The organism is Cupriavidus nantongensis, assembly GCF_041726985.1.
GTDB classification, from domain to species: Bacteria; Pseudomonadota; Gammaproteobacteria; order Burkholderiales; family Burkholderiaceae; genus Cupriavidus; species Cupriavidus nantongensis_A.
On record NZ_CP168302.1, the window covers coordinates 1,906,040 to 1,931,868 of the forward strand.

Genomic DNA, 25,829 nt, shown 5'->3' on the forward strand with positions numbered 1-25,829 from the left:
ACCAAGGAGACATCATGGAATACCCGTATGACCTGTTCGGCCTGCAAGGCAAGGTAGCGGCCATCACCGGGGCCGCGCGCGGCATCGGCGCCGAGACCGCGCGTGTGCTCGCGGCCGCTGGTGCCAGGGTGGCCGTGCTCGACGTGCTGGAAGCAGACGGCAAGGCCACGGCCGAAGCGATCTGCGCGGCCGGCGGCGAAGCCGCCTTCTGGAAGCTCGACGTCACCCGCGAAGACGAGGTGGCGCGCGTATTCACCGAGATCGCCGAGCGCTTCGGTGGCCTCGGCATCCTGGTGAACAACGCTGGTATCGAGGGGCCCAATGCGCCCACCCATGAACTGGCGCTGGAGCAATGGCAGCAGGTGATGGCGGTGAACGTAACCGGCACCTTCCTGTGCACCAAGCACGCCATCGCGCATATGGAACGTGCCGGCGGCGGCGCCATCGTCAATGTGTCGTCGATGTACGGCATCGCCGGCGGGCCGGACGTGCCGCCTTACCACGCGTCGAAGGCGGCGGTGCGGATGATGGCCAAGACCGACGCGCTGCTGTACGCCGGCAAGAACATCCGCGCCAATTCGATTCATCCGGGCTTTATCCGCACGCCGATGCTGGAACACGTGGCCCAGGCCTCGGGGCAGGGCGAGGGGCTGTTCGACTACCTGGGCGGCCTTACGCCCGCGGGCAAGGTGGGACAGCCGCGCGACATTGCGGCAGGCATCCTGTACCTGGTGTCCGACGCGGGACGCTACGTCACCGGCGCCGAACTGGTGATCGACGGCGGCTACACCGCACGCTGAAACCCCCCCGACCAGGAGCATCCCATGTCCCAGGGCCCCAATCCCCATCCCGACAGCGCCGCGATGAAGGCGGCACTGCTCGCCTATGTCGAGCGCTTCAACGCCGGCGACGCGCAGGGCGTTGCCGCGCTCTACGCGGACGACGCCACCGTGGAAGATCCGGTCGGCGCGCAGCCCATCGCTGGCAAGCCCGCCATCCTCGCGTTCTACCAGCACGCCACCGCGCTGGGCGCGCGACTGGAGGTGGTGGCGCCGCCGCGCGGCTCGCACGGCAACGCCGCCGCACTGACCTTCGCCGTGCATGCGCGGCTGGAAGGGCGGCCGGCGCGCATCGACGTGACCGACATCATGAGCTTCGGCGACGACGGCCGCATCCGCAGCATGCGCGCCCACTGGGGCCCGGACGACGTCCATTTCGTGTAAGCGCGCCGCGCCGATGGCCCGCCACACCCGCGAGGATGCCGCCGTCACGCGCGCGCGCATCCTCGCCAGCGCGCAGCAGCTGATCCGCCACCGCGGCCTGCACTGCGTTACCGTCGACGACGTGGCGCGCGCCATCGGCATGACGCGCGGTGCCGTCTACGGGCACTTCCGTTCCCGTGCCGAACTGCTGGGCGCGCTGCTGTCCTGCGCCGAAGCCGACTTCGCCGCGCGGCTCGCGCCGCTGGCGCAGGGTGGCGCCGGTCCGGACGCATTGGCGCAGGCGTTGCAGGCCCTTCTGCACGGCGACGAACTCGCGCGCCATGTCAGCCTGATCGCAGCGCTGCTGCAGCACAAGTGCAGCGACGCCTGCGAACTGTGTCCGCTGCGCGAGCGCGTGCTGCGCGGCATCGAATCGCTGCGCGTCACGTTCGCGATGCTGCTGCCCAACCCGGGCCTCGCCGGCCTGCTGGTGGCGCACCTGTGGGGCCTGCTGGGCGCGCATGCCATGCACCTGGCGCCTTCCGGCCTGTCCGGCAGCGCCGCGGCGCTGGCGCGGCTGTACCAGGGCCATGCGGCGCTGCCCGCCGCGCGCGCGTCTTGTCGATCCGACGCCACTTCCTTCCCGCGCTGATGCGGGATACCCCTTAGTCTGCTCGGACGAAGAGCTCCGGCCCGCCGCTGACTACGATGCTTTCCATAGCCCGGAAAAAATGCAGGGCAAGCGGAGGAGACAGCGATGAAGCGGCTCGGATTTCGTTGGGCGGCAGGCCTGGTGGGGGCCGGTGCCGCCATGGGCGTGGCCTGGGGGCTGGCGATGGATGCCGGCCAGGAGGATCGGCCCACGGTGACAAGGCACTCCGCCGAAGCCGTCCTGGAGCGCTGCGATGACGCCTGCGTGCGCAGCCGCGGCGCCGCGGCGCTGGTGGTGCTGAGCCAGCGCCCGCCGCAGTAACGCTGTAAGGATCGGCCGGCCCGGGCTCCGGGCCGGTCACGCGCCGCTTGCTCAGTTGCGGCTGGCCTGCCGCTGTGCCTGCAGCGCTTCCGCGCGCGCCTTGACGTCGCGTGCCACCTGGTCGAAGCCCTGCTTCACCCAGGCGCCGTGCTCGCGCATGATGGTCTCGGCATTCAGGCCCAGGAACAGATCGGTGGTGAAGTAGCGGGTGCGTCCCGGGCCGATCGCTTCCAGGTACTGGTCGCGCCGCGCGGCGTCCTTGTTGTCGTCGGTCGGGCGCTGCTCCCACGACAGCAGCCGCTCCGGTTCCCACGCCACCAGGTACTCGTTGACCGGGATCAGCTGGTCAGTGCCCGGAATTCGCACCTGCATGTGCACCATGTCGCCGAGCCGCCCGGTGGTCTCCAGCCCGGGACAGAACGTGTTCCATTCGCCGTAGCGCGCAAAGTCGGTCAGTACCTCCCACACCAGCGCTGCCGGCGCCTCGATTTCTACCTGGATCGACGTCACCAGATTCTCGGCCTTGGCCATGGTCTCCTCCTTCATCAAAGTCATTGGGAAGGGAAACACTAGAGCCACCCGCCAGCGCTCCGCATACCCCGAACGGACGAGTCCGGGTGGACGAAGGCGGCGCCACCGCGCTGATGCAAATTGAGCCTCGGCCCCGCGCTCGCGCTGTCCGGCGGCGGCGCTGCGCGGCGGGGCCGCATTTCTCCATCTGCTGTGAGCTTGGTGCCGGCCATCTGGGGATGGCCGGCATTTTTTTTTGCGCGTTGTCTTTGCTGTGTATTTTCGGGACTTCGTTGATGCTCCGGCCCTCACCCCGGCCCTCTCCCGCAAGCGGGAGAGGGAGTACGCAAGCTGGAGTTGGAAAGCCCGACTCCGTTGATGACGCTGCGGGTTTGCGAGCAGCGGCCTTTACGAAGCAGCAAGCGCGCGCCGGCTTGCCCTGCCGCGCCACACCAGCAGCAATCCGGCCGCGGCCAGAAGGCCACCGGCAACCGGCACGGCGCGATAGCCGAGTCCCAGGCTGATGACCCCGCCCCCCAGCGCGGCGCCGAGGGCATTGCCGAGATTGAAGGCGCCGACGTTGATCGACGAGGCCAGCCCCGGCGCTTCCGCGGCGGCTTCCATCACCCGCATCTGCACCGGCGGCACCACGGCGAAGGTCGCGGCGCCCCACAGCAACAGCCCAAGCGCCGCGGTGACGTGGTGGGCGAAGGCGAACGGCAGCACCAGCATGATGACAGCCAGCGCCGACAGCACGATCCTGCTCGCGCCATCGAGCGACCAGTCCGCGAGCCGGCCGCCCACATGGTTGCCGATGGTGAAGCCAACCCCGATCAGCACCAGCGCGAAGGTGACAAAGCTGCCGGAAGCGCCAGTCAACTCCGCCAGCACCGGCGCGATATAGGTGTAGAGCGTGAACATCGCGCCCGCGCCCAGCACCGTCGTCGCCAGCGCCAGCAACACATTGGGACGGGTGAGCACGGCCAGTTCCCGGCGCACATCCGGCGGCGTGCCACGCTCGCCTTGCGGCAGCGCCAGCCAGAGCGCGACGATGGCGACCAGCCCCAGCACGGCGGTGCCGGCGAACGCCAGGCGCCAGCCGACCTGCTGGCCGATCCAGGTTGCCGCCGGCACGCCGCCGATATTGGCGATGGTCAGGCCCATGAACATGGTGGCCACGGCGCTGGCCTGCTTGTCCTTCGGCACCACGCTTGCCGCCACCACGGCACCGAGGCCGAAGAAGGCGCCGTGGTTCAGGCTGGTGACGAGGCGCGAGGCAAGCAGCGTCGCGTATCCCGGCGCAAGCGCCGACAGCAGGTTGCCGATGGTGAAGATGGCCATCAACGCCATCAGTGCGGCGCGCTTGCCGAAGCGGCTGAACAGCAACGTCATCACCGGCGCGCCGACCATCACGCCAATCGCATACGCGGTAATCAGCATCCCCGCCGTGGGAATGCTGACGTCGACGCCTTCGGCGATCACGGGCAGCAAGCCCATCGGCGCGAACTCGGTGGTGCCGATGCCGAAAGCACCGATGGCCAGCGCAAGCAGTGCGGTATTGGATTTCATCATGGCAACCCGATCAGGCCGCGGCCCGGCCGTCGTAGGCGGGATAGTCGGTGTAGCCCTCGGCGCCGCCGCCGTAGTGGAGCGCGCGGTTCGACGCGGCCAGGGGCCAGTCGTTCTGCAGTCGTGCGACGAGGTCGGGGTTGGCAATGAACGGCTCGCCGAATGCCGCCATGTCGATGCGGCCAGCGGCGATCAAGTTCTCGGCGCGCGCGCGCGTCATGCCACCCGCAAGGATCAGCACGCCCTGGAAGCGGCTACGGAATTTGGCGAGGAAATCATCCGGCATTGCCGAGCTGCCGCGCGTGCTCTGGTCCATCAGGTGCACGTACGCAATCTTGCGCCGCGAGAGCTCATCGGCGAGATGGAGGTAGGTCTCCTCGAGATCAGCGTAGTGGCCCATGTCGCCGAGGCCGCCATAGGGAGACAGCCGGATGGCCGTGCGATGCGCACCGATGCGCGCCGCCACCGCATCGATGGCGGCCAGGGCGAAACGGGTGCGGCTTGCCAGCGTGTCGCCGCGGAATTCATCGGTGCGGTCGTTCACGGTCGGGTTCAGGAACTGCTCGATCAGGTAGCCATTGGCGCCATGCAACTCGACGCCGTCGAAGCCGGCCTCGACCGCATTGGCCGCCGCTTCAGCAAAATCGGCGATCACCCCATAGACCTCGCCGGTCGTCAGTGCACGGGGCGGGGAGGCATCGACCGCACCCGGCGTGCCGTCGGCGGTATAGCCCCAGGCCTTGGTGTCCTTCGCGACCTGGCTGGTGGCACTGACCGGCTGGATGCCGCCGGGCTGGATCGACACATGGCTGACGCGGCCGACATGCCAGAGCTGTGTGAAGATAGTGCCGCCCTTCGCATGGACGGCGTCCGTGACCTTGCGCCAGCCTTGCACCTGTTGCGGCGTGTAAAGGCCGGGGTTGAACAGGAAGCCCTGTGCGCTGGGAGAGATCACCGTACCTTCGGTCACGATCAGTCCGGCGTCGGCGCGTTGGCTGTAATAGAGCGCGTTGAGATCGTTGGGCACCCCGTCCGGATTGCGGGAACGGGTCAGCGGCGCCATGGCGATGCGGTTGGCGAGCTGGCGCTCGCCCAGGGCGAAGGGCTTGAACAGCAGAGTCATTTGAGGGCCTCGATCAGGAAGAGCACCGCCGTCGGCTGCGTGGCCGCGGGGTGCAGGCTTGCTTCAATGGACCGAAGTTTGCGCGGTTTATATTTGTTGAGTAAGCCTTGTATCGGTCAAATACTTTTGAGTTTGTTTCAAGAGTAAGAGCCCGGTCAGGCGGAGCCGGGGAGGGCACGTCGGCATCGAGGCACCCGCGCGCATCGCCAGCGGCGTTTCATCGCGGACACATACCTCGGTCATCCATCGAGCCGATGTTCCATTCCATTCCCGCCAACTAGATTGGGTTCATCGATGGCGCCTTCGCAGCCGTCGACCTTTACGACCGCAGAGTCCGAGGAAGGGGAGCCCATGAAAAACGCCCACATCAGAATGGCCGCCGTGCCATTCGCCTGCCTTGTCATCACGCTCGCCGGCTGCGGCGGTGGCGGAGGGGGCGACTCCCCGTCTACCAGCGCCGCCGCGAGCCCGGGCACTTCGACAGGCACCTCGCCTGGCACGTCGCCTGGCACTTCGACAGGCACCTCGCCAGGCACAACTACCACGCCGACTACGCCCGCTCCGGCCGCGGCGACCACCAGTGCCATGCTGTCCGGCACCACCGATCCCGGGCCCGAGATCGGCAAAGACGGGGACTACTACCTGAACACCGTGACGTGGATGATGTTCGGGCCCAAGGCCAATGGCGTGTGGCCAGCAGGGGTCTCGCTGGCGGGTCCCGGCGGCAATACCGGTGCGGCGGGCAGCACCATCCTGTCCGGCTCGGTCGATCCGACCGACAGCGTCGGCAACGACGGCGATTACTACATCAACACCGCGACCTCGACGCTGTTCGGCCCCAAGGCCAACGGCACGTGGCCGGCGGGTGTGCCGCTCGGCAGCGCCACCGGCACGCCGCCCCCCAGCGGCGGCACGGTGTTGTCAGGAACCGGCGCGCCGGCGAATAGCCTCGGCAACAACGGCGACTACTACCTCGACACCAGCACCTGGACGCTATACGGGCCGAAGGCAGACGGCGTATGGCCGGCAGGGGTCTCGCTGGTCACCCAGCCAGGCGGCAGCGGCGGCACGGGCGGTACCGGTGGCACCACGGTCGGCAATGGCGGCCATGTCCTGTACGGCAGCGGCGCGCCGACCGACGACATCGGCGTGAACGGTGACTTCTATTTCGACACCACCACGTGGACCATGTACGGGCCCAAGCAGGACGGCAAGTGGCCGACCACGGGTGTGACCATGGCCAACGGCACCGTCTACAACGGCAACTTCAACGTGCCGGATTCGCTCAGCCGTGGCCGCTATGCCATGACCGGCGCCGGCGGGGCGGTGCCGTTGCCGTCCGACTTCGGGGTCGTGATCCCCTACGATTGCACGCGCGTCACGCTTACGGCGAGCACGCTGGGCAAGGTGCAGGGCACGCTCGACATCTCGGTGCACAAGGTGACTGGTTCCGGGGCTTCGGTCGTGCTCGCACAGGTCAGCAACCTGAGCTGCAAGATCACCAATGGCCTGCAGAACTGCAGCAAGGAGGTGTTGGCCGGGACGGTCACCCATGGCGACAAGCTCCAGGTACAGGTCGACAACAACCAGGCTACCGACTGGGGCGGCCTTGCCGTGAACCTCGCCTGCATCAAGTAGGCGGGACCGGCGGCGGGGGCACGGTCTCCCGCCGCCATCTCCTGCGCAGACGGCGGGCGGCGCGAAGCCGGTGCAACGCCTACGGCAATCGCAATTCCCACAACACATCCAGTACGTGTTGCGTGGAGCGCTCAACGTAACCCGCACGACAGGCAATACCGAGCCGTCGCCACAACGCCGGGCGCAGCGGACGCATGACAATGCGGCTGTCGGGCAATGGCGTAGTGGCCTCATGGGGCAACAGCGCGGCGCCGTAACCTGCCGCCACCAGGCTCTTGATCGCGTCGTTGTAGTTCAGCTGAATGCGCGGCGCGGGATGGTGCCCAGCGGTCGCGAACCACTCCGTAGTCAGGCGCGACAGGCGCGTGGTCGCGTCATTGAGGATGAGCGGTTGAGCGGCCAGCCATTCCGGGGTAACGCGGGTCGGGCACCGCCAGTGCGCCGGCACAAAGGCCATCACCGGGTCGCGGCGCCACGGCTTTATCACCAGCCCGGCCACCGGAGGCTGAGGCAGCGCGACCACGCCGATATCCAGCGTTCCATCCACCAGCCGGGACAGGGTTTCTTCCGAAGTATGCACGGCAATCTGGATGTCGATGGCGGGATGGTGCTCGCGCAGGACCTCAAGCGCCTGCGGCAGCAGGTGCGCGATCACGCCCGTGGACGCGCCGAGCCGCGCACGCCCTTCGAGCCCATCTACCTGGCGTTGGATATCGTCCAGCGCCTGCTCCGCGTCGGCCAGCAACCGGCGTGCGCGCTCCACCAGCACCGCGCCGACAGGCGTCGGTCCCACCTGGCCGCGCTTGCGAATCAGCAGTGGCGCCCCGATGCGGTCTTCGAGTTCGGCGATGTGAAGACTGACCGTCGGTGGCGCCAGGTGCAAGGCGCGCGCCGCATCGGCAAAGGAACCACGGTCGGTAACTGCGACCAGGGTGCGCAGGCGGTCCAGGCTGATCTCTCGCATGGCGAAGTCCGGATTCAGGAAAGCTGAATGTTTTCGTTATGAAATTCAACTTTCCCTATTCTAGTCGCCCGCGCAACATAGCGACTCCGTTTCACCTGTTCACCCCCACAGTCAGCGGAGTTATCCACCTATGAGCTCTCCCGTAGTTTTCATCGACGGCGACCAAGGCACCACCGGGCTGCAAATCCACGAGCGGCTGCGCCACCGCACCGACATCCGGTTGTTCACACTTCCCGCCGCGGAGCGCAAGGATCCGCTGCGCCGCGCGGAAGCCATCAACGCCTGCGACATCGCCATCCTCTGCTTGCCGGACGCCGCCGCGCGCGAGGCAGTGAGTGCGGTCGTCAATCCCGCCGTCCGGGTGATCGACGCCAGCTCCGCCCACCGCACACAGCCGGGCTGGACCTACGGTTTCCCGGAAATGGCGCCGGAGCAGGCGGAGCACATTGCGAACGCATCTCGGGTCACCAATCCCGGTTGCTACCCGACCGGTGCCGTTGGCCTGCTGCGTCCGCTGGCACAGGCCGGGCTGATACCGGCCGATTACCCGATCAGCATCCATGCGGTATCCGGCTACTCCGGACGCGGGCGTGCCGGCGTGGAGGAATATGAGGGGCCGGGCGCCGCGAATGCGCCTTCATACCAGGTCTATGGCCTGGAACTCGCGCACAAGCACGCGCCCGAGATCCAGCTGCACGCCTGCCTCGCGCAGCGTCCCATTTTTATCCCGGCGTACGGGGCGTTCCGCCAGGGCATCGTGCTGACGGTGCCGCTGGCGTTGCGGCAGCTGCCACCCGGCGTGGATGGCGCGACCTTACACGACTGCCTTGCGCGCCACTATGCGGAGGCAACTCACGTGAAAGTCTTGCCGCTGCACGAATCGGGCGCCCTGACACACCTGGATCCGCAAGCGCTGAACGGTACGAACGATATGCAGTTGGGCGTCTTTCATAACGTCGAAAACGGGCATGTGCTGCTGGCCGCGGTGTTCGATAACCTTGGAAAGGGGGCTTCCGGGGCTGCGGTGCAGAACCTGGATTTGATGCTCAGGCAGTGATAGGGGCAGGGTGAGTCGCGCAAAATTTCGGCCGCCCCGAAGGGGCGCCTCAAAACGACCCTCCTGCGACGTTGGTTTGCCACGTTTCAAGTGGCTGCCTGGGAAGGCGTTCGGCATGCGTACCGCCGACGCTAGCCAACGCCTGCCCCGGTCCACGTGCGAGACGCCGGCGCGTGACCTGGTCAGGTCGTTGCAACGACTTGCACCTCGACAAGGAAGCCAGGTGCGAAGAGCGTTTGGACCCCGACGACGGTACTCGTGGGCGGAACCGACCCTGGGGGCCGTTCCGATGCGAGCGCTGCAACCAGTTCACCGGCGGTATCAGGTGAATAGTCGACCAGGTAGATGACCTCGTTCACGATCTTTTCCCGCGAAGAACCTGCGGCCTGAAGTACGAGGTCTATGTTGGCATAGGCTCGGCGAAGCTGCTCGATCATTGTTCCCTCGACCAATGCACCGCTCTCATCCCATGAAAGCTGGCCGGAGGTATAGACCAAGCCCGCCGGCTCCGCGATGATCGCATGAGAGATCACGCTCTCAAGTTGCGGAAGTCCTGGGGGGTTTATCCTGCGTAAACTGTTTCGCATCAACTCAGCTCCTCTTGTACCTTGTCGCCCCTGATGTTGACGACTTGAATTTGGGTGAACTCCAGAAGACCTTCGCCGCCGAGCTCGACGCCGAATCCAGACTGCTTTGCGCCCGCCTGAGGAATATGCGGTGCCAGATCCAGATGCTGGTTGATCCAGACGCTGCCGCATTCCAGTCGTTTCGCCACATCCCGGGCCCGGCTGACGTCCGAGGACCACACCGAAGCACCGAGACCGTATTCGCTGGCGTTTGCGCGCCGAATGGCGTCGTCGAGATCGGTATAACGAATTAGCGGGAGCACCGGGCCAAACTGCTCCTCGTCGACCAATCTGGCACCCTCCTCGATGTCAGCGACAATGGTCGGACGGATGAAGTAGCCTTCGCCATCGTGAATTTGGCCGCCAGTTACAATCCGTCCCCTGGTAGCGGCGTCCGCCAGAATGCCCTTGACCTTTTCAAACTGGGCACGGTTCTGAAGTGGTCCCATGGTCGTCCGGCTGTCCAATCCGTCGCCAACGGTGACACCTGTGGCAAGACTGACCAGCTCATCGCAGAGTTCGTCATAGATGGATGAGTGGATGTATAGGCGCTTGATGGCAATGCACGCCTGACCTGCATTGAAGAAGGCGGCACGAAAGATGCCCTGCGCGATGTCTGCAGGAACGGCGTCATCAAGCACGATGGCCGGGTCGTTTCCGCCTAGCTCGAGGGTGACACGCTTCAGCGTCTTCGCCGCATTAGCCATTACCGAGTATCCGGTTGCCGTCGACCCGGTAAACGACACCTTTGATACATCCGGATGCGAGGTCAGAATGCTGCCCAGATCGTTCCTGTCGGTTATCACATTGAGAACACCGGCTGGAACGATGGAAGCAACCAGCCGGGCGAACATCAGTGTCGTCAGCGGGGTCGTCGCGGCGGGCTTGATCACGACAGTGTTACCGGTCAGGAGCGCGCCAGGAACCTTGAAGGCCATCAGCAGCAACGGGAAATTCCAAGGCACGATCACCGCGACCACACCCAGCGGACGTCGATGCAGTTCAACCTGGCGGACCCCACTGTGTTCGAGGGAAACCGGCCTTAGTTCGGCGTCGGCGACATGCCGAAAGAACGTGGCTGTGCCTTGGACTTCCATCATCGCATCGGCAATGGGTTTACCTTGTTCCTGCGTGAGCAGGCATGCAAGCTGGCTGGCATTCGCATCGACGACGTCGGCAATGTCACGTAGCAAACTGCGTCGGTGCGTTAGATCGCTGCGCGACCACTTCTCCAGCGCTGCTTTTGCGCTTGCTATGGCCTGTTCTACCTGGTTGGCTGATGCGCGCGGCGCGACACCGAGGGCCATGCCAGTGGCCGGATTCACTACCTCCATTGTGGCGGCGCCTTTAACCAAGACACCGTCAATCAGCATACCGTCGGGCAAGACTGTTGAGCCCTCGTTAGTCTTGAGTTGTTGCACCGGGTACGAGGTCATCAGTGGACCTCCGCGGCAATCGATGGTGCTGAGGCTGGCGCAAACGTTGCGATGCCTACCCTGCCTAGCTCGGCTTTTAGTGCGGCGGTTTCGTGGTCCTCGCTCGCCCAGGCAAGATATCCATCAGGACGCACCAGCATGGCGGTGAGACCGGCCCAGGGGGCGGGCGCATCGGGTGCCAACGCAGTGAAATGCATATCCACGCAGGAGCCAGCGTGGGGACCAAGGTCATCGCCGCTGAGTGGGGTGGACAACGCCGTATTGGCTCGCAGATCAAGCAGGACATACCGCCCGTTGTGAAGCTTCTGGAACATGCCCTCGCTTGAACGTTGGAACATCAGGTTGGGAACACGCTCGCCAACGAGAGCATGAGCTGGATCGGCGGACGGGTAGGAAACCGACAGCCCAGTCAGCCGCTTGACAAGACTTATCTCGAGCGCCGGGTTTTCCAAGATCAGCTTTTGGAGCAATGAACGCAGATCCCGGCATTCATTGGTGAAGACACTCATCAGAAGCGTCTGCGCCTGAGTGTGCTCGAGAAGGTTCTGACCGACCGGATGGCGTTCGGTGTGGTAGCTGTCGAGTAGTCCTGCCGGCGCCCAGCCATTGATCGTTGCTGCGAGCTTCCATCCAAGGTTCATGGCGTCCTGGATGCCGACGTTCAGGCCGACGCCACCGGCCGGCATATGCTGGTGCGCAGCGTCGCCGGCCAGCAGGATGCGTCCCTTCCGGTAAGCCTGCGCCTGCCGGGCTGCATTGCTATAACGCGACAGCCACGACGGACTATGCATGCCATAATCAGTCCCCATGATGGCGACAGTTTTTGCCCGCAGTTCCTCCAGCGTGAACTCCCCTGGACGATCCGTTCGGACGTCGTCAGGCGAAATGCCGACAAGCCGATGACGCTCTCCTGGGAGCTTGACTACCGCAATCGCTCCAGCGGACGTCCATTTGTTGATGGCAACGTCGTCGGGTGGGGATTCCAGAATGACGTCACCCAGCCACCCGTAGACGGTGGCATCGGTACCGGGGAAGGGAATCCCCGCGCAGTTCCGTACCGTGCTTCGCACGCCATCGCAGCCTACGAGGTACTCAGTGTCCACGTAGTAGGGCTCGCCTGGACCTTGTACTGCGACGGTCACCGTCGAGTCGGTTTCCGCAAATGACTGCACTTTGTGCCCGCGTCGGATCTCGGCCCCGAGATCGCGTGCGCGCTGTTGCAGCAGCTCGGTTGTCCGCGCTTGAAGAATGGCCAGCGTAAAGGCATAGGGCGACTCAAGCGGACGGAAGTTGAGTCGATAGTCCAGAAGCCCAAAATGTCCGGCGGGGATTGCAACACCCTCTTCGAGAAACGCCTCTTCTACGCCTCGCGATGCAAAGGTCTCGATAGTGCGTGGGTGCACTGTCAAAGCGCGCGACTGAGGATCAATCGATTCGCTTTGTTCCACCACTAGTGTCGAGACTCCGGCGAGTTGCAATTCGCCCGCGAGCCAGCACCCTACTGGACCAGCACCGGAAATGACGACTTGATATTTCATAAGCATCCTTTTTACGCTCGAAGATATTGGTTCTTGGGTTGGAGGTCGTTGTCCGTAGCGATTTCCGACGTGTTTTCCCCAGGGACATCGGTCCGGGGTCAGTCCCCGACGGACATTCAGGAAGCACCGCTGCCCCATGGCGTTGGCAAACCGGCGCGGAGTGCCCGTCGGGCAAACATTGCAAAGCTCGCCTGGACGATTTCCGGGCGCAGCAGAAAATCATGCGACTCCCTTGCAAGGTCAGGATTGAGTTCGGCAATCGAACCGGTCGACTCAGCCATCAGTTGTAGCTGTGCAGCGTTCTCAATCAGCATCGACAGATAAGCCGACTCCTCTATGGACGCGGTGGCGCAGAGAAAGCCGTGATGGGCGAGCAGCACGCTTCTGTTTTTTCCGAGGGCTGTGGAAATGGTCTTTCCTTCGCTGTCGGCGATCGGCAGTCCGGGCCACTCGGCGAGAAAGCCGCAGTCATCGGCAAACGGTGTTGCATCCATGTGGGCCACGCGCAAGCGCGTCCCGGTCATGGACAGGGCCGATACGGATGGCGGGTGTGTATGGATGATGCAATTGACGTCCGGACGCTCGCGGTATATCCAAAGGTGAAACCGAATCGCCGGATTGGCCGCCCCCCGGCCTTCGATGACGTTGATAGATTCATCGATGCGAATGATCTGGTCGGTGTCGACCTCGTCGAAACCCACCGCCAGTGGAGTTGTCAGGAAAGTGCCCTCGGCGCTTCTTACCGTGATTTGCCCCGCGAGTGTGCGCGAGTGTCCTTCGAGCGCCAGCATGCGACATGCAAGCGCGATCTTCTCCTCCTCCGTCCAGGTGCCGAGCTGAAGGCCGCCGGCCAACCGTTTGACCTGGTTATCCGTGAAGCTCTTCCGGTCCTCATGTTTCATCTATTGCCTCCTTTGGCTTTACGGCCAACTCTCGCTCAGCGGGCGCTGGTCTGTGCGAAGTGGCTCAGCGCGGTTCGAAACCTAACGATGTTAGATAGTCGCGATCGATGGTACACTAACGGTGTTAGATTGCAAACACAGATGTGAATGAAGGCTCCAAAAATTCGACGTGATCAGGTCATTCAAGCTGCGTTAGACCTTTTGGATCAGGAGGGTCTTGATGGATTGACGCTGCGCAAGCTGGCGCTGGCCCTCGACATACAGGCCCCGTCGCTCTATTGGCATTTCAGCGGGAAACAAGCACTTATTGATGCTGTGGCGGACGCACTCGTCATGAATGTTGTCTTGCCCCAGAGCCCGGATCAGCCGTGGGACAGCCGGCTCAGGCAAATTGCCGCGGCGCTGCGGCAGGCGCTATTGCAGCGCCGCGATGGTGCGCGTGTCTTTGCGGGCACGTACGTAGTCTCGGACAACGTGCTGCGCATTAACGAGTCGATGCTGGAAGCATTCGCGCTGGCTGGCGTCGATGTGTCCCGTGCTTCGACGTATTCCTTCAGCGTTCTCTACTACATCCTGGGGTTCGTGATGGAAGAACAGGCACTCGGACCCCACAACGAGTTCGATGTCACGTCACGCAAGACTGCCTTCGAGGAGCTGGCGAAGCGCAGCTACCCGAGGAATTTGGCTGCTCGGGAGGCCATCTTTTCGACCGATTTCGACGCACGGTTCAGTACGGGGCTGGAACTGATTATCGCTGGCGTCAAGCAACAGGCGAGTGAGAGCGCGAGTAAGGCCGCTCCGTCCCTGAAGGCAAGACAGGGGGTCGCCGGTTCGGCAAAAAAGCGATCTGAACGACGCGGATAATCGAAGCCTGTCCGGGGACCAGACGACCTAATCCCGGCTCCGTGATCATGCTTCGACCATTGCTGGCTACGCTTAGCAGAGCCTTTGGTTTTGCGGTTCGGGTCGTCACGGAAGACGAACTTGATGCTGATGCTAGCGGCGCCTAGCGACGGCCGCATTGATGCGCGCTGCCTCGGCGCGCGCGTCGGGCACTCCGATCACCAGGCGGGCCCAGTCATTTCGGGCCAGTTCGATCACGATGGTCTGCAGCTTGCGCGAGGTGTAGACGAACTGCTTGTCGCCACCTTTGATAAAGGTGCCTGCGGCGATCAGGCCCGGAAAGTAGGTGCCTGGAAGGCGCAGGCCGAGCGCTTTGCCATCGAAGCCATTGTCTTCGGTAGCACCGCGAACCTGCGCAAGCGGCACGCGAAAGCCGCGGCGCAGCGACCAGATCGATTCCCACGGTGTCAGGTGGACAACGAGTTCGCGGTCGGTTAATTCGAGTCGAGGCATCGCTATTCCTTGTTGGAATCGTGAGTGGGCAGATGATCGAGCAGACGCGCGCCAAGTAGTTCGGCAGCGTCTTCTCCATAAGCCTGCAAGGCGTCGCGGCAACGGGCAGCGATCGGCAGATCTGTTGGCGCGAGTTCGCGCAGGGCGGTGATGAGCAGGTCGAGCACGGCCGGGTCCCGGTACCACTCGCCGACAAGAACTTGCTCCAGCACCTTTTCGAATAGACCGCGCTTGGAACCGAATGCCTTGTACAGGCTGCCTCGATGCAACGCCGTCGCCTCCACCAGGTCGTCGACCGAGCAGGCGTTGTAGCCAATACGACCGAAAACCTCCGCCGCGCGGGCGATTACAACGTCTTCATCGAACGTCCTTGGCCTAGCCATGCGACACCCATTCGCCAGTTATGGAACGATTGTTCAATAACACCAGTGTGAAGGTTTTTGAACGAGCAGTCAACAATGGCCCGGCACCGTATCAACGAGACCGCTTACCTGCCGCAACGCCGCGCCGCAAGGCCGTCAGCGCGAGCGGCAATGCCGGATGACGCGATCGCGGATCGTAGAGCGCCGTCAGTGTCAGCACCAGCGCGGCGGGGTAAGGCTTGATCGGCATGCGGACCGTGCCTGCCACTGACAGGCTGCGCGACTGTGTTGGGGCGAGCCCAATGCCCAGGCCCGCGGCAACCAGCGATAACTGCCCGTGCAAACGAGGCGCGGTCGCTGCCACCCGCATCGCATGGCCCGCGAGACGGCAACGATCGCGTATCGCTGCATACAATGCCGGCCCCTGCGCCTCCGGAAACAAGACCAGAGGCTCGCTGGCCAGATCGGCAAAAGAGATGGTGGCCTGGTTGGCGAGGCGGTGGTCAGCGGGCAGCACGGCCTCGAAGTGGTCATTCGAGAGCAGAACACTGTCCAGGCGCGCATGCGTCTCGAAGGGCGGGTGCCCAATGCCCAGATCGATCTCGCCGGCCGCGAGCAGGGACAACTGTTCATTGGTAGTCGCTTCCTGCAGCGCAAACTCGACCCGTTCCTGCCCGCCTGACAGCGTCCGCAGCGCCGCAGGCAACGCCTGATACAGCGCGGCCGACACATAAGCAATACGCAGGCACCGCCGTTGCTGTCCCACAGTGCGGGCAGTCTCTTGCGCACGCCGTTGCGCCTGTAACAGGGCGATGGCTTCCTCGCGCAAGCACTCGCCGGCGGCCGTCAGGGCGACACGGCGGCTGGTTCGGTCGAACAGGCGCACGCCGATTTCCTCTTCCAGCCTGACAATCGCGCGGCTCAGATGCGGTTGTGCCATGCCGACCTGCTGCGCAGCCCGGCCGAAATGCAGGGCTTCGGCAACGGCCAGGAAAAGCTTCAGCTGCTGGAATTCCATTGATACCTCGCATCGTATCGAATGATGCCATTCTCGGTTATTGATGCATGAATTGGCGAGGGCTATCGTCACCACAACGAGTTGAGGAGGTATCGAATGAGGCGAACCATGACACGATGGGTGGCAATAGCGGTCGCGGGCGTCGCGATGACGCTCGGATGGCCTGCACTGGCGCATCACGGTTGGGGTTATTACGACACTGCCACGCCGCTCTATTTCTCGGGACGCGTGGTGACGGTGACATGGCGCAACCCGCATCCGCAGGTGACAATCGAAGTCGAAGCCAATACCTTGCCGCCTGACTGGAATGCGCTGCCCATTCCGCCAGAACTTGCCGAACTGGACTTTGCCAGAACGCTGGCGGCAGTGCGCGCATCGGCTTCGCCCGGCCGTTGGACCCTCGACCTGGCGCCGATCAACCGGCTTGAACGATGGGGCATGCCGCGCGAGCCGCGACCCGGCGACCGGCTCGAGGCCATCGGGTTTCCTTCCTGCAACGACCGCCATATCGCGCGACCAGCATTGATCGTTCTGGACGGCGTTGGCGTGCGCCAGCAATCGGTCGCGCTGCCGGCGGGATGCAGCGGTACGCCGCGCGGCTGAGCGGAAAGACGAAATGGAAACGTGGGACGCTCTGTTCGCAGCCATCGAGACATGGCAACCGGTGGTGGCGCTACGTGCATCGACGTGGGCCTATCCGTTGGTCAGCTGGCTGCATCTGCTCGGAATTGGCCTTCTGTTCGGAACCGTCGCGGTCGTCGATCTGCGGCTGGCCGGTGGCTTGCGGCGGCTCGAGGAGGCAACAGTGCGCGAGACGCTGGTGCCGCTATCGCTTGGCGGCTTCGTGCTCGCCGCACTCACAGGCATGCTGCTGTTTGCTCCAGCGGCGCGCGAGTATCAGTCGAATCCATGGTTTGCGGCCAAGTTGGCGTTGATGGGTGTGGCCGCTCTTAATGCGATAGTCTTGCAGTTAGCGTCGTTCCGACAGTCGAATGGACACCATGCCCGAGTCGCCGGGCTGCTGTCCATTGGACTGTGGGCTACGGTGATGCTGGCGGGGCGAATGCTGGCATTCGGATAGAGGCCGTGCTGCAAAGAGGCGAGCCATCATTTGCATTCGACGAGTTCCGCAATCAGGCGAGCGGATTGGTGCCGGGCGAACAACTTGCTGTTTCGTCACGCTAGCCTAGTGTCCACCAAAACCTATGGCTAGGATTCAACGCAACACAAGTATCGATACATCGCTCCTTTGCGATGGCGATGTGTGTGATGCCAGCCCATTTTTTTGGTACCCGCCAAACTGGTTCATCTGTGCTCCAGTCTTGGAACGAGTGCCTCAGTAGCTGCATCCTTGCCCATCACAGCTACGGCTGTCCAACGGGAAGTCAACCGCACCTGACCGCGCGGCAACCTTACAAGGGAATTTCGCCATGAACTATGTCACTACCAAGGACGGTGTCCAAATCTTCTACAAGGACTGGGGGCCTGTCAGTGCAACGCCGATCGTCTTCTCTCACGGATGGCCGCTGAGCTCTGACGATTGGGATGCGCAGATGATGTTCTTTCTAGCCAAGGGCTATCGCGTCATTGCCCATGATCGGCGAGGCCATGGCCGCTCGTCGCAGGTCTGGGAAGGACACGATATGGATCACTACGCCGACGACTTGGCGGCAGTGGTCACGCATCTTGACCTCAAGGAAGCCATCCACGTGGGCCACTCCACGGGCGGCGGTGAAGTTGTACGCTACCTGGCGCGACACGGCGAGAAGCGAGCCTCGAAAGCCTGCCTGATTGCGGCGGTTCCGCCTCTCATGGTCAAGACTTCATCCCATCCAGGGGGCCTGCCGAAGGAGGTGTTTGATGGCCTGCAGCTGCAGACGGCCACGAATCGGGCGCAGTTTTTCCGGGACCTTCCCGCGGGGCCGTTCTATGGTTTCAATCGGCCGGGCGCAAAGGCACAGGAAGGCATGATCCAGAACTGGTGGCGGCAAGCAATGATGGGGAGCGCGAAGGCTCATTACGACGGTATCGTGGCGTTCTCGCAAACCGACTTTACCGAGGATCTGAAGAAGATCAATTTACCCGTGCTGGTGATGCACGGCGATGACGATCAAATCGTGCCCTACTCGGAATCCGGACCCTTGTCGGCCAAGCTCTTGAAGCATGGCATTCTGAAGACGTACAAGGGCTTCCCGCATGGAATGCCGACGACGCAGGCGGAGGTTATCAACGCTGATCTCCTGGATTTCCTCCAGGCCTGATCGACCGAGGCCGGAGATAACTGCCTGGTCTGCTTCTTGGCGGACCGGCAGCATGCCCCTTGGGCCGGCGCGCACGCGATGCAGCTGGATCGCACCGGTCGCGCGCATCCAGCCATCATGCCTATGCCGCTACTCCCGCCATACGAGTTGCGGGTGATGGCGCTTGAGCGCCTCACTCTTTTCCGGGTTGAAATTCGTCATGAAATCGATACCGAGTGCGCGGATCTGTTCGGTCATGAAGTCGATAAACACGCGGATACGCGTGGGAAGGTGCTGGCGACTCAGGTAGCAGATGTAGTGGCCGCGATCATCTGGCGCGTGCCGTGCCAGCGCGATTCGGAGTTCATTGTTTGCGACATGATCCCGGATCTGGTAGCCGGCCATTTGTGCGATCCCCCATCCTTCCCGTACTGCGTGCAGCACCAGGTCCGCATCGTTGAATGTCATACGCGCCCTGGGAAGGTATTTGCGTACGATACCGTCGACCTTGAACTCCCATTCGAAGATACGCCCGCTGGATAAGCGGAAGTTGATGCATTCGTGGTGCGCGAGGTCGTCCAGTGTTTCCGGCAGTCCGTGCCGGGCCACATACGACGGCGCCGCGCAGAGTGCCATCTGCATCGGCATCAGTTGCTTGGCGATGATGCTGGAGTCCTCGATGCGTCCATTGCGAAACGCGACATCGATCTGTTCCGAAGCGAAGTCCGTCGGCCGGTCATCGAGCAGCAGGTCGATGGCAATGTCCGGATAGGCCTTGACGAAGCTTTCGAGCAACGGCGCCACGACCTTCCGGCCGAATCCCACGGTGGCACTGATGCGCAGCAGACCACGCGGGGGGCCCTGGCGCAACTCCAGCATGTCGTTCATCGCTTCCACGATATGCGTGACGCCCGGGTGGCAGTTCTCGAAGAAGCGCTGACCCTCGCGCGTGAGTTGTGTCACACGCGTGGTGCGCAAGAAGAGCCTGGTGCTCAACTGTGCTTCCAGCTTTTGCACGTTGCGGCTCACGGCTGATCGCCCGATGCCCAGGCGCTCACCGGCTTTGGCAAAGCTGCCTTCGCTGGCCACGGCCAGGAATGCCATGATCCCCGCGTAGCTCGCTGCAAAGCTTGTCGACAGCGCGTCAGGGCGATTCGGCAGGCTGATCCGGATATTGCGGTCCGCGACATCCGCCTGTTGCGTCGATTCCATGCTTTCTTTCCCCCAATGCATGCCGCTGCATTGTGTCGGTATTGCTGCGGCGTTCGATGGGTCGCCTGTCATGTCCTCGACCGCCATGGCCGACCTCGACTGGATGTTAACGAGGGCCTAATAGACCGTAAATGACAACCTGCCCATATTTTCTGCCAGCCTGCGAGCCTCCCGGCTCACCTCACCGGAAATGCGTCCGGGATTGGTGCATTCACGGAAACGGTGTCGCGGTTCGGACCGTCTTGCGATGACAGCACTGACAATGCGTGAGCTGGTAGAGCGACAGGCATGCACCCGGGGTTTTTCCGCAGTGCAGCAGCGCTTCCTGCCGGTACCGCCCACGCCCGGAGCGCATACTTGCGCGGGATCGCCCCGTTGACATAGCATCGCGCGGTTCCCGCAATTTCTCTTATGCTTCAACACCAGCCCACCGCTGCTTCGGAAGACATTGAAGACATGCCCCGCAACATCCTGTTCGTGGCGTATCCCAATGTCAGCCTGCTCGATCTCGCCGGGCCTCAGACCGTGTTCTGGGCGGCCTCGAACTACGCACGGGCACGCGGGATGGCGGGCTACCGATGCCACACCACCAGCCTTTCGGGCGGCATGGTGGCAACAGTGGAAGGCACCACGTTGAGTTCGGTGTCCCTGGCGTCGTTCGACCTGCGGGTGGTCGATACGGTGATCGTGCCAGGATCGCCCACGATCCTCGAAGTGGCGAAGAAAGAGACGGCGCTGATCGACTGGCTGGGCAACGCGTCGGGCAAGTTCCGCCGCACGGCCTCAGTGTGCAGCGGCGCGTTCCTGTTGGCGTTCGCCGGCTTGCTGGACGGCAAGCGGGCCACCACGCACTGGGCCATGGTTGACCGGTTCCGCGAACTGTTCCCCACTGTAGATCTCGATCCCGACGCGATCTTCGTGCAGCAGCAGAATCTCTGGACGTCGGCCGGCGTGACCACCGGCATCGACCTGGCCCTGGCCATGGTGGAAGCCGACTATGGACATGAAGTGGCGCTTAAATCCGCCAAGGAGCTGGCGGTCTACATGAAGCGCCCCGGGGCCCAGCCGCAGTTGAGCGAGATCCTGATTTCCCAGAGCCGGCAGATGCCCATGTTCGAGTCGCTGCACTTGTGGATCGTGCAGAACCTGTCCATGCAGGAGCTGTCCGTCGAGCAGCTTGCCGGGTATGTCGGCATGAGCCCCCGCAACTTCGCGCGCGTGTACAAGGAAAAGACCGGTCGCACGCCCGCCAAGGGCGTGGAACATTTCAGGCTCGAAGCGGCACGGCGGCAGTTGCAGGACGCGGGCCGGCCCATCGACGTGATCGCGCGCGAGTGCGGCTTCGGCAGCGAAGAGCGCATGCGCGTGACGTTCCAGCGCCACTTCGGACTGTCGCCCAGCGAATACCGGCTGAAAGTCAACCGCTAGGGGCGCCCCGGCGCACCGGGTTGGTCCGGCCCGCCCTCAAATCCGATTGATGCAAAACAGGAAACACCGTGGGCCTGGCACCGGTCTGGTGCCAGGCCACGGCCGCGCCTAGCATGCTTGAATGTGAACGAGCGTCACTTACCAGGGGAGGTACATCATGAAGATTGTTGTCATTGGCGGCACCGGCCTGATCGGCAAGAAGGTAGTGGCACGGCTGGCCGCGCAGGGTCACGACGTACTGGCTGCCTCGCCGGGCACCGGGGTCAACGCCGTCACAGGTGAAGGCCTGGCCCAGGCAATGTCCGGCGCGCAGGTGGTGGTGGACGTTGCGAACTCGCCGTCATTCGAAGACCAGGCGGTGCTGCAGTTCTTCGAGTCCTCGGGCCGCAACCTCGCTGCTGCCGAAAATGCGGCTGGCGTGGCCCACCACGTCGCGCTGTCCGTGGTGGGCACCGACAAACTCGAGCAGAGCGGCTACTTCCGCGCCAAGATGGCGCAGGAAGCGCTGATCCGCGGTGCAGGCATTCCGTATACGATCGTGCGCGCCACGCAGTTCATGGAATTCGTTGGCGCCATTGCCCAATCGGCGGGGCAGGCCGACACGATCAGCCTGACGCCGGCGTTTATCCAGCCCATTGCCTCGGATGACGTGGGGCAGGCGGTGGCCGACGCAGCGCTGGCCGCCCCGGTCAACGGCATCGTCGAAATTGCCGGTCCCGAACGCTTCCGCATGAGCGACCTTGTGCAGCGTTATCTGCAGGCGATCGGCGACACGCGCACCGTCGTGGCCGATCCGGCAGCGCGCTACTTTGGCGCCGAGCTCCGGGAGGGCACGCTGGTCCCGGAAGGCGAGGCTCGCCTCGGACACATCCACTTCGGGGAATGGATTGGTCAACAAAGACAAAAATGAGCCGGAGACGATGATGGATCGCGAGAGCTTGAAGCCTCCGCCATTGACACTGCTCGACAGATACCGGGGGCAGGGATTCACCGCGCTTTATACGACAACCGTTACGGTGACCGGAGGGGAGGCCGCGCACGGCAGGGCTTCCGGAACTGCCAGGTCCGACGATGGCAATCTCGTCCTCGACCTGCGGTTGCCTGAGGCGATGGGTGGTCCGGGAAATGGCACCAATCCAGAGCAGCTTTTCGCCGCCGGCTACGCCGCCTGCTTTCACGGGGCGCTGAGTCTTCTTGCCCAGCGTGCGCAGGTGGACATTGAGCAGGCGACGGTTGCGGTCGAGGTGTCCTTCGGCCGCGATCCCGTCGACGGCGGATACGGGCTGAACGCCGAGGTCCGCGTGCGCATGCCCGGCGTGGCCCGGCATCAGGCCGAAGAGCTGGTGCGCGACACCGAGCGCCTTTGCCCCTACGCCAAGATGGCCCGCGTGGGCATTCACAGCATTGTGAGAGTGATTGACTGATCGCGTTCAGGGTCGTCGTGCCGGGCGGTAAGCGATTGGTGTTGGCGCGGCAACAGTGTGGGCGCCGTGACGACACTACCGGCACGCAGCACTGCGCACTACGATGACCTCCAAGCGGTTCCCCGTGGCGAGAGGGAACCTCTTCCAACAGGAATGTCGAGGTACACGATGAACAAGCTCGAAGGAAAGGTGGCAGTCATTACCGGCGGGAACAGCGGTATCGGATTGGAAATAGCGAGGCGCTTCGTCAACGAGGGTGGGCAGGTGCTCATCGTTGGCCGGCGTGCCGACGCCGTCGATGCGACGGTAGCCGAACTGGGGCCGCGGGCGATTGGCCTGACGGGCGATATCGCCGACCTCGCCACGCATGAGCGTGTGGCGAAGGCGGTCACCGAGCGGTTTGGCGGGGCCGACATCTATGTGGCCAACGCCGGCATGAACCAGATCACGCCTTCCTCCCAGGTAAGCGTCGATGAATACGACGCACAGTTCGACACCAACACCCGAGGTGTGTTCTTTGGCGTGCAGAAGATCGTACCGGTATTACGCGACGGCGGCGCCATTCTCCTCGTCAGTTCGATTGCCAGCGCCAAGGTACTCGATGGACACGCCGTCTATGCGGGGACGAAAGCAGCCATTGAAGCGTTTGCGCAGAACTGGGCGCTCGAGTTCAAGGCGCGTGGCATTCGGGTGAACGTCATCAGCCCAGGTCCTGTCGATACGCCGATCCTGTCCAAGCTCGGCGTTGCCGAGGATGACAGGCCAGCTTTCGAGGCGGCCATGGCAAGCGCCATTCCACTGGGCCGCCTTGGTCGCGCCGAGGAGATTGCATCTGCGGCACTGATGCTTGCCAGCGGGGAAGGCAGCTTCATTACCGGGGTGAACCTGCGCGTCGATGGCGGGATTGCACTCACCTGACCTTGCTGGCTGCCATTGCCCCGGCTTTTGGCTGGCCGGGATCTGTCAATCTATGTAGAGGTTCAGTTGGAGGCAGTGGCGCCGTCCCAGGTCAACCAATCCCTTCATCCTTCAACGCCTGCTGCACCGCCGGCCGCTCGCCAACCCTGGCCCGATACGCCTGCAGCGCAGGCCACCGGTCAAGCGACAGCTTGAAATGATCCGGCCATCTCAGGATGGTGAACAAGTAGGCGTCCGCAACACTGAAATCACCCATCAGGTAATCCTTGTCCGCCAGCTGCGGAGCCAGCCAGTCGAACCGCTGTGACAGGCGTGACCACGTCGCCTCTTTCTGCTCCTGCGGCGTGCCGGGTTTCCAGAAGGGCCCGAAGCCCTTGTGCAGTTCGGACGAAATGAAGTTCAGCCATTCCTGCAGCCGATAGCGCTCCAGCGTGTTGCACGCCGGAGCAAGTCCTTTATCCGGGGCCTGGTCGGCGATGTACTGGACTACCACGGCCGCCTCGGTCAGCCGGTCGCCCTGCTCGAGTTCCAGCGTCGGCACATAGCCCTTGGCATTGATGTCTTTGTAGTCGGTGCCACTCTCGGTTTTGTGCGGCTCGGCGCGCAGGTCGACGCGCTCGGTGGAGAAGGGAAGGCCGGCCTCGATGAGGGTGATATGTGCCGCCAGGGAACATGCGCCGGGAGCGTAGTAGAGCTTCATGATGGGTGCCTCCTTGGTAATGTGCGCCAGCGTGGGGACGTCAGGGGGAATTTAGCAATCGACATGCCCAAGCCGCTTCTCTCCGCCCGGTTGCCGAAGCCGGAAGCGTGCAATCCCGGCGGCCCAGTGTGTCGCGTGGCCTCGGCAGCCAGCGCCTGGTCGCGCCGGAATGGATTGCAAGGCGCGTAGCAGAAATTGCCAGGCGGGCGTTTCCGGCCTCGGTTCCCTGCGCCGGCGCAGGGGAAGCCGTTGGGAATGTTCCTTGCAGCGGCGGTACTCCGACTGACCTCGCCGGAGGTGGCTCCGGCTTCATGTGGAGGACACCATGAAAGCGGTTGTATTTCACGGCATCGGTGACATCCGGCTGGATGACGTGCCGGAGCCGGTGATCGAGCAGGATACCGACGCGATCGTGCGCCTGACCGCCAGTGCCATTTGCGGCACCGACCTGCACTTCGTGCGCGGCACCATGGAAGGGCTGGCGCCGGGCACGGTGCTGGGCCACGAAGGCGTGGGCGTGGTCGAGGCCCTCGGCGACGGCGTGCGCAACCTCAGCGTGGGCGACCGGGTCGTGATCCCGTCCACCATTGCCTGCGGCTATTGCTCGTACTGTCGCGCCGGCTACTACGCCCAGTGCGACAACGCCAACCCGCACGGCAAGCAGGCCGGCACCGCCTTCTATGGCGGGCCCGAGCAGACCGGACCGTTCCAGGGGCTGCAGGCAGAGAAGGCACGCGTGCCGTTTGCCCATGTCAACCTGGTCAAGCTGCCGGACAACATCAGCGACGAGCAGGCGATCATGCTCTCCGACATCTTCCCGACCGGCTATTTCGGCGCCGACCTCGCCAGCATACATCCCGGCCACACGGTGGCGGTGTTCGGCTGCGGCCCGGTGGGGCAGTTCGTGATCGCGTCGGCGAAGCTGATGGGCGCTGGCCGCATCTTTGCCGTGGATACGGTGGCCGACCGGCTCGACATGGCGCGCGCGCAGGGCGCAGAGGTGGTGAACTTTGATGCCGAAGACCCGGTGCAGACCATCGTGGAGCTGACCGGCGGCATCGGCGTGGACCGGGCCATCGATGCCGTCGGCGTCGATGCCATGCACGCGCACCACGGTCCGGCGGCGCAGGATCCGTCCATCCCCGAAAGCGAGCAGGAGGCCGCCCGCCTGGCGCCGCACGCCCACCCCACGGAGCAGGGCAACTGGGTCCCCGGCGACGCGCCGGCGCAGGCACTGGATTGGGCCATCCGCGCGCTGGCCAAGGCCGGCACGCTGTCGATCATCGGCGTGTATCCGCCCACCGACCGCAGTTTCCCGATCGGCGCGGCGATGAACAAGAACCTGACGGTGCGCATGGGCAACTGCAACCACCGCGCCTATATCCCGCGGCTGGTCGAGCTGGTGCGCACCGGTGCGGTCGACCCGGCCGCCATCCTGACGCGGCGCGAGCCGATGACCTCGGCGATCGAGGCTTATCAGGCGTTTGACCAGCGGCAGCCTGGGTGGATCAAGGTAGAGCTGCAGCCTGGGTCGGTGCACTAACCTGGGGGGCCAGGTGCTCCGCCGCGGGAGCGGCGGAGCTCACTGACTTGCCGTCCAGGGGCGATAGCGCACCTGATCCGGCATGCCGTC

Annotated in this window: 28 protein-coding genes; 15 read left to right on the forward strand and 13 right to left on the reverse strand. The window is 63.9% G+C overall.

The genetic code is table 11. The features are described from left to right. Nucleotides 1–14 precede the first annotated feature (14 nt). The 4 genes from ACEI37_RS08305 to ACEI37_RS08320 all read left to right on the forward strand — a co-directional run bounded on the left by ACEI37_RS08305 (nucleotide 15) and on the right by ACEI37_RS08320 (nucleotide 2,175). The gene (locus tag ACEI37_RS08305) at nucleotides 15–800 is read left to right on the forward strand and encodes an SDR family NAD(P)-dependent oxidoreductase (protein WP_373376263.1); all 786 of its coding nucleotides are present in this window, start codon (nucleotides 15–17) and stop codon (nucleotides 798–800) included. Between the two features lie 24 nt (nucleotides 801–824). Beyond that, nucleotides 825–1,223 carry a nuclear transport factor 2 family protein gene (locus tag ACEI37_RS08310; protein WP_373376264.1) on the forward strand — a complete coding sequence of 133 codons (399 nt, stop codon included), beginning with the start codon at nucleotides 825–827 and terminating at the stop codon, nucleotides 1,221–1,223. A gap of 13 nt (nucleotides 1,224–1,236) precedes the next feature. Continuing rightward, nucleotides 1,237–1,854 (forward strand): TetR family transcriptional regulator, encoded by a 618-nt coding sequence (locus ACEI37_RS08315; RefSeq protein WP_373376265.1) that lies wholly within the window; start codon nucleotides 1,237–1,239, stop codon nucleotides 1,852–1,854. Between the two features lie 105 nt (nucleotides 1,855–1,959). Then, on the forward strand, nucleotides 1,960–2,175 hold the full coding sequence (locus ACEI37_RS08320; protein WP_373376266.1) for a hypothetical protein: 216 nt from the start codon (nucleotides 1,960–1,962) through the stop codon (nucleotides 2,173–2,175). Between the two features lie 51 nt (nucleotides 2,176–2,226). Here ACEI37_RS08320 and ACEI37_RS08325 read toward each other — a convergent pair whose 3' ends face one another. From ACEI37_RS08325 to ACEI37_RS08335, 3 genes are all read right to left on the reverse strand, one after another. Beyond that, nucleotides 2,227–2,706, reverse strand: a complete 480-nt coding sequence (locus ACEI37_RS08325; protein WP_373376267.1) for an SRPBCC domain-containing protein — start codon at nucleotides 2,704–2,706, stop codon at nucleotides 2,227–2,229. Nucleotides 2,707–3,093: 387 nt separating this feature from the next. Then, entirely contained in the window at nucleotides 3,094–4,254 is a 1,161-nt protein-coding gene (locus tag ACEI37_RS08330; RefSeq protein ID WP_373377737.1) for an MFS transporter, read from the reverse strand. 13 nt (nucleotides 4,255–4,267) lie between these two features. Further along, nucleotides 4,268–5,377, reverse strand: a complete 1,110-nt coding sequence (locus ACEI37_RS08335) for an alkene reductase (RefSeq protein ID WP_373376268.1) — start codon at nucleotides 5,375–5,377, stop codon at nucleotides 4,268–4,270. A 351-nt stretch (nucleotides 5,378–5,728) separates the two neighbouring features. Between ACEI37_RS08335 and ACEI37_RS08340 the strand changes: the two genes are divergently transcribed. After that, nucleotides 5,729–7,015, forward strand: coding sequence for a hypothetical protein (locus tag ACEI37_RS08340; RefSeq protein ID WP_373376269.1), 1,287 nt, complete (start codon nucleotides 5,729–5,731; stop codon nucleotides 7,013–7,015). 79 nt (nucleotides 7,016–7,094) lie between these two features. On the opposite strand, the gene ACEI37_RS08345 is transcribed toward ACEI37_RS08340, so the two are convergent. Next, nucleotides 7,095–7,979 carry a LysR family transcriptional regulator gene (locus ACEI37_RS08345; RefSeq protein WP_373376270.1) on the reverse strand — a complete coding sequence of 295 codons (885 nt, stop codon included), beginning with the start codon at nucleotides 7,977–7,979 and terminating at the stop codon, nucleotides 7,095–7,097. A gap of 130 nt (nucleotides 7,980–8,109) precedes the next feature. Between ACEI37_RS08345 and argC the strand changes: the two genes are divergently transcribed. Then, on the forward strand, nucleotides 8,110–9,036 hold the full coding sequence (argC, locus tag ACEI37_RS08350) for an N-acetyl-gamma-glutamyl-phosphate reductase (protein ID WP_373376271.1): 927 nt from the start codon (nucleotides 8,110–8,112) through the stop codon (nucleotides 9,034–9,036). A gap of 182 nt (nucleotides 9,037–9,218) precedes the next feature. On the opposite strand, the gene ACEI37_RS08355 is transcribed toward argC, so the two are convergent. The 4 genes from ACEI37_RS08355 to ACEI37_RS08370 all read right to left on the reverse strand — a co-directional run bounded on the left by ACEI37_RS08355 (nucleotide 9,219) and on the right by ACEI37_RS08370 (nucleotide 13,538). Further along, the gene (locus ACEI37_RS08355) at nucleotides 9,219–9,623 is read right to left on the reverse strand and encodes a RidA family protein (protein ID WP_373376272.1); all 405 of its coding nucleotides are present in this window, start codon (nucleotides 9,621–9,623) and stop codon (nucleotides 9,219–9,221) included. After that, the gene (locus tag ACEI37_RS08360; RefSeq protein WP_373376273.1) at nucleotides 9,623–11,098 is read right to left on the reverse strand and encodes an aldehyde dehydrogenase family protein; all 1,476 of its coding nucleotides are present in this window, start codon (nucleotides 11,096–11,098) and stop codon (nucleotides 9,623–9,625) included. Before ACEI37_RS08360 ends, ACEI37_RS08355 begins: the two co-directional genes overlap by 1 nt. Next, nucleotides 11,098–12,636 carry an FAD-dependent monooxygenase gene (locus tag ACEI37_RS08365; protein WP_373376274.1) on the reverse strand — a complete coding sequence of 513 codons (1,539 nt, stop codon included), beginning with the start codon at nucleotides 12,634–12,636 and terminating at the stop codon, nucleotides 11,098–11,100. The genes ACEI37_RS08360 and ACEI37_RS08365 overlap by 1 nt, the downstream gene beginning before the upstream one ends. A 116-nt stretch (nucleotides 12,637–12,752) precedes the next feature. Next, nucleotides 12,753–13,538, reverse strand: a complete 786-nt coding sequence (locus ACEI37_RS08370; protein ID WP_373376275.1) for an aldolase — start codon at nucleotides 13,536–13,538, stop codon at nucleotides 12,753–12,755. 147 nt (nucleotides 13,539–13,685) lie between these two features. Between ACEI37_RS08370 and ACEI37_RS08375 the strand changes: the two genes are divergently transcribed. Beyond that, nucleotides 13,686–14,402 carry a TetR/AcrR family transcriptional regulator C-terminal domain-containing protein gene (locus ACEI37_RS08375; protein WP_373376276.1) on the forward strand — a complete coding sequence of 239 codons (717 nt, stop codon included), beginning with the start codon at nucleotides 13,686–13,688 and terminating at the stop codon, nucleotides 14,400–14,402. A 132-nt stretch (nucleotides 14,403–14,534) separates the two neighbouring features. Here ACEI37_RS08375 and ACEI37_RS08380 read toward each other — a convergent pair whose 3' ends face one another. The 3 genes from ACEI37_RS08380 to ACEI37_RS08390 form a co-directional block, all read right to left on the reverse strand. Further along, on the reverse strand, nucleotides 14,535–14,894 hold the full coding sequence (locus tag ACEI37_RS08380) for a hypothetical protein (RefSeq protein ID WP_373376277.1): 360 nt from the start codon (nucleotides 14,892–14,894) through the stop codon (nucleotides 14,535–14,537). A gap of 2 nt (nucleotides 14,895–14,896) precedes the next feature. Further along, nucleotides 14,897–15,277: a helix-turn-helix domain-containing protein gene (locus ACEI37_RS08385; RefSeq protein ID WP_373376278.1), complete on the reverse strand. Its 381-nt coding sequence runs from the start codon at nucleotides 15,275–15,277 to the stop codon at nucleotides 14,897–14,899. A 91-nt stretch (nucleotides 15,278–15,368) separates the two neighbouring features. Continuing rightward, complete coding sequence (locus ACEI37_RS08390; protein WP_373376279.1) at nucleotides 15,369–16,274, reverse strand: LysR family transcriptional regulator; 906 nt, start codon at nucleotides 16,272–16,274, stop codon at nucleotides 15,369–15,371. Between the two features lie 108 nt (nucleotides 16,275–16,382). On the opposite strand from ACEI37_RS08390, the gene ACEI37_RS08395 reads away from it, so the two are divergent. From ACEI37_RS08395 to ACEI37_RS08405, 3 genes are all read left to right on the forward strand, one after another. Beyond that, complete coding sequence (locus ACEI37_RS08395) at nucleotides 16,383–16,877, forward strand: DUF6152 family protein (RefSeq protein WP_373376280.1); 495 nt, start codon at nucleotides 16,383–16,385, stop codon at nucleotides 16,875–16,877. Between the two features lie 13 nt (nucleotides 16,878–16,890). Next, nucleotides 16,891–17,355 (forward strand): hypothetical protein, encoded by a 465-nt coding sequence (locus ACEI37_RS08400; protein WP_373376281.1) that lies wholly within the window; start codon nucleotides 16,891–16,893, stop codon nucleotides 17,353–17,355. Nucleotides 17,356–17,704: 349 nt separating this feature from the next. After that, a complete protein-coding gene (locus ACEI37_RS08405) occupies nucleotides 17,705–18,535 on the forward strand; it encodes an alpha/beta fold hydrolase (protein WP_373376282.1) in 831 nt (276 codons plus the stop codon). Between the two features lie 129 nt (nucleotides 18,536–18,664). Here ACEI37_RS08405 and ACEI37_RS08410 read toward each other — a convergent pair whose 3' ends face one another. Then, the gene (locus tag ACEI37_RS08410) at nucleotides 18,665–19,726 is read right to left on the reverse strand and encodes a LysR family transcriptional regulator (RefSeq protein ID WP_373377738.1); all 1,062 of its coding nucleotides are present in this window, start codon (nucleotides 19,724–19,726) and stop codon (nucleotides 18,665–18,667) included. A gap of 411 nt (nucleotides 19,727–20,137) precedes the next feature. Between ACEI37_RS08410 and ACEI37_RS08415 the strand changes: the two genes are divergently transcribed. The 4 genes from ACEI37_RS08415 to ACEI37_RS08430 all read left to right on the forward strand — a co-directional run bounded on the left by ACEI37_RS08415 (nucleotide 20,138) and on the right by ACEI37_RS08430 (nucleotide 23,496). Then, nucleotides 20,138–21,154: a GlxA family transcriptional regulator gene (locus ACEI37_RS08415; RefSeq protein ID WP_373376283.1), complete on the forward strand. Its 1,017-nt coding sequence runs from the start codon at nucleotides 20,138–20,140 to the stop codon at nucleotides 21,152–21,154. A 157-nt stretch (nucleotides 21,155–21,311) separates the two neighbouring features. Next, entirely contained in the window at nucleotides 21,312–22,064 is a 753-nt protein-coding gene (locus ACEI37_RS08420; RefSeq protein WP_373376284.1) for an SDR family oxidoreductase, read from the forward strand. A 13-nt stretch (nucleotides 22,065–22,077) separates the two neighbouring features. Next, nucleotides 22,078–22,578, forward strand: a complete 501-nt coding sequence (locus tag ACEI37_RS08425; RefSeq protein WP_373377739.1) for an Ohr family peroxiredoxin — start codon at nucleotides 22,078–22,080, stop codon at nucleotides 22,576–22,578. A 168-nt stretch (nucleotides 22,579–22,746) separates the two neighbouring features. Then, a complete protein-coding gene (locus ACEI37_RS08430; RefSeq protein WP_373376285.1) occupies nucleotides 22,747–23,496 on the forward strand; it encodes an SDR family NAD(P)-dependent oxidoreductase in 750 nt (249 codons plus the stop codon). Between the two features lie 91 nt (nucleotides 23,497–23,587). Here the strand turns inward: ACEI37_RS08430 and gstA are convergent, their stop codons facing one another. Further along, on the reverse strand, nucleotides 23,588–24,196 hold the full coding sequence (gene gstA, locus ACEI37_RS08435; protein ID WP_373376286.1) for a glutathione transferase GstA: 609 nt from the start codon (nucleotides 24,194–24,196) through the stop codon (nucleotides 23,588–23,590). A gap of 325 nt (nucleotides 24,197–24,521) precedes the next feature. Between gstA and ACEI37_RS08440 the strand changes: the two genes are divergently transcribed. Beyond that, entirely contained in the window at nucleotides 24,522–25,739 is a 1,218-nt protein-coding gene (locus tag ACEI37_RS08440) for a zinc-dependent alcohol dehydrogenase (RefSeq protein WP_373376287.1), read from the forward strand. Nucleotides 25,740–25,829: the final 90 nt, after the last annotated feature.

Bases quoted from the DNA above. Each gene is read 5' to 3' on its own strand.
- ACEI37_RS08305 (WP_373376263.1), top strand. From the start codon at position 15: ATGGAATACCCGTATGACCTGTTCGGCCTGCAAGGCAAGGTAGCGGCC.
- ACEI37_RS08310 (WP_373376264.1), top strand. From the start codon at position 825: ATGTCCCAGGGCCCCAATCCCCATCCCGACAGCGCCGCGATGAAGGCG.
- ACEI37_RS08315 (WP_373376265.1), top strand. From the start codon at position 1,237: ATGGCCCGCCACACCCGCGAGGATGCCGCCGTCACGCGCGCGCGCATC.
- ACEI37_RS08320 (WP_373376266.1), top strand. From the start codon at position 1,960: ATGAAGCGGCTCGGATTTCGTTGGGCGGCAGGCCTGGTGGGGGCCGGT.
- ACEI37_RS08325 (WP_373376267.1), bottom strand. From the start codon at position 2,706: ATGGCCAAGGCCGAGAATCTGGTGACGTCGATCCAGGTAGAAATCGAG.
- ACEI37_RS08330 (WP_373377737.1), bottom strand. From the start codon at position 4,254: ATGAAATCCAATACCGCACTGCTTGCGCTGGCCATCGGTGCTTTCGGC.
- ACEI37_RS08335 (WP_373376268.1), bottom strand. From the start codon at position 5,377: ATGACTCTGCTGTTCAAGCCCTTCGCCCTGGGCGAGCGCCAGCTCGCC.
- ACEI37_RS08340 (WP_373376269.1), top strand. From the start codon at position 5,729: ATGAAAAACGCCCACATCAGAATGGCCGCCGTGCCATTCGCCTGCCTT.
- ACEI37_RS08345 (WP_373376270.1), bottom strand. From the start codon at position 7,979: ATGCGAGAGATCAGCCTGGACCGCCTGCGCACCCTGGTCGCAGTTACC.
- argC (WP_373376271.1), top strand. From the start codon at position 8,110: ATGAGCTCTCCCGTAGTTTTCATCGACGGCGACCAAGGCACCACCGGG.
- ACEI37_RS08355 (WP_373376272.1), bottom strand. From the start codon at position 9,623: ATGCGAAACAGTTTACGCAGGATAAACCCCCCAGGACTTCCGCAACTT.
- ACEI37_RS08360 (WP_373376273.1), bottom strand. From the start codon at position 11,098: ATGACCTCGTACCCGGTGCAACAACTCAAGACTAACGAGGGCTCAACA.
- ACEI37_RS08365 (WP_373376274.1), bottom strand. From the start codon at position 12,636: ATGAAATATCAAGTCGTCATTTCCGGTGCTGGTCCAGTAGGGTGCTGG.
- ACEI37_RS08370 (WP_373376275.1), bottom strand. From the start codon at position 13,538: ATGAAACATGAGGACCGGAAGAGCTTCACGGATAACCAGGTCAAACGG.
- ACEI37_RS08375 (WP_373376276.1), top strand. From the start codon at position 13,686: ATGAAGGCTCCAAAAATTCGACGTGATCAGGTCATTCAAGCTGCGTTA.
- ACEI37_RS08380 (WP_373376277.1), bottom strand. From the start codon at position 14,894: ATGCCTCGACTCGAATTAACCGACCGCGAACTCGTTGTCCACCTGACA.
- ACEI37_RS08385 (WP_373376278.1), bottom strand. From the start codon at position 15,277: ATGGCTAGGCCAAGGACGTTCGATGAAGACGTTGTAATCGCCCGCGCG.
- ACEI37_RS08390 (WP_373376279.1), bottom strand. From the start codon at position 16,274: ATGGAATTCCAGCAGCTGAAGCTTTTCCTGGCCGTTGCCGAAGCCCTG.
- ACEI37_RS08395 (WP_373376280.1), top strand. From the start codon at position 16,383: ATGACACGATGGGTGGCAATAGCGGTCGCGGGCGTCGCGATGACGCTC.
- ACEI37_RS08400 (WP_373376281.1), top strand. From the start codon at position 16,891: ATGGAAACGTGGGACGCTCTGTTCGCAGCCATCGAGACATGGCAACCG.
- ACEI37_RS08405 (WP_373376282.1), top strand. From the start codon at position 17,705: ATGAACTATGTCACTACCAAGGACGGTGTCCAAATCTTCTACAAGGAC.
- ACEI37_RS08410 (WP_373377738.1), bottom strand. From the start codon at position 19,726: ATGGAATCGACGCAACAGGCGGATGTCGCGGACCGCAATATCCGGATC.
- ACEI37_RS08415 (WP_373376283.1), top strand. From the start codon at position 20,138: ATGCTTCAACACCAGCCCACCGCTGCTTCGGAAGACATTGAAGACATG.
- ACEI37_RS08420 (WP_373376284.1), top strand. From the start codon at position 21,312: ATGAAGATTGTTGTCATTGGCGGCACCGGCCTGATCGGCAAGAAGGTA.
- ACEI37_RS08425 (WP_373377739.1), top strand. From the start codon at position 22,078: ATGGATCGCGAGAGCTTGAAGCCTCCGCCATTGACACTGCTCGACAGA.
- ACEI37_RS08430 (WP_373376285.1), top strand. From the start codon at position 22,747: ATGAACAAGCTCGAAGGAAAGGTGGCAGTCATTACCGGCGGGAACAGC.
- gstA (WP_373376286.1), bottom strand. From the start codon at position 24,196: ATGAAGCTCTACTACGCTCCCGGCGCATGTTCCCTGGCGGCACATATC.
- ACEI37_RS08440 (WP_373376287.1), top strand. From the start codon at position 24,522: ATGAAAGCGGTTGTATTTCACGGCATCGGTGACATCCGGCTGGATGAC.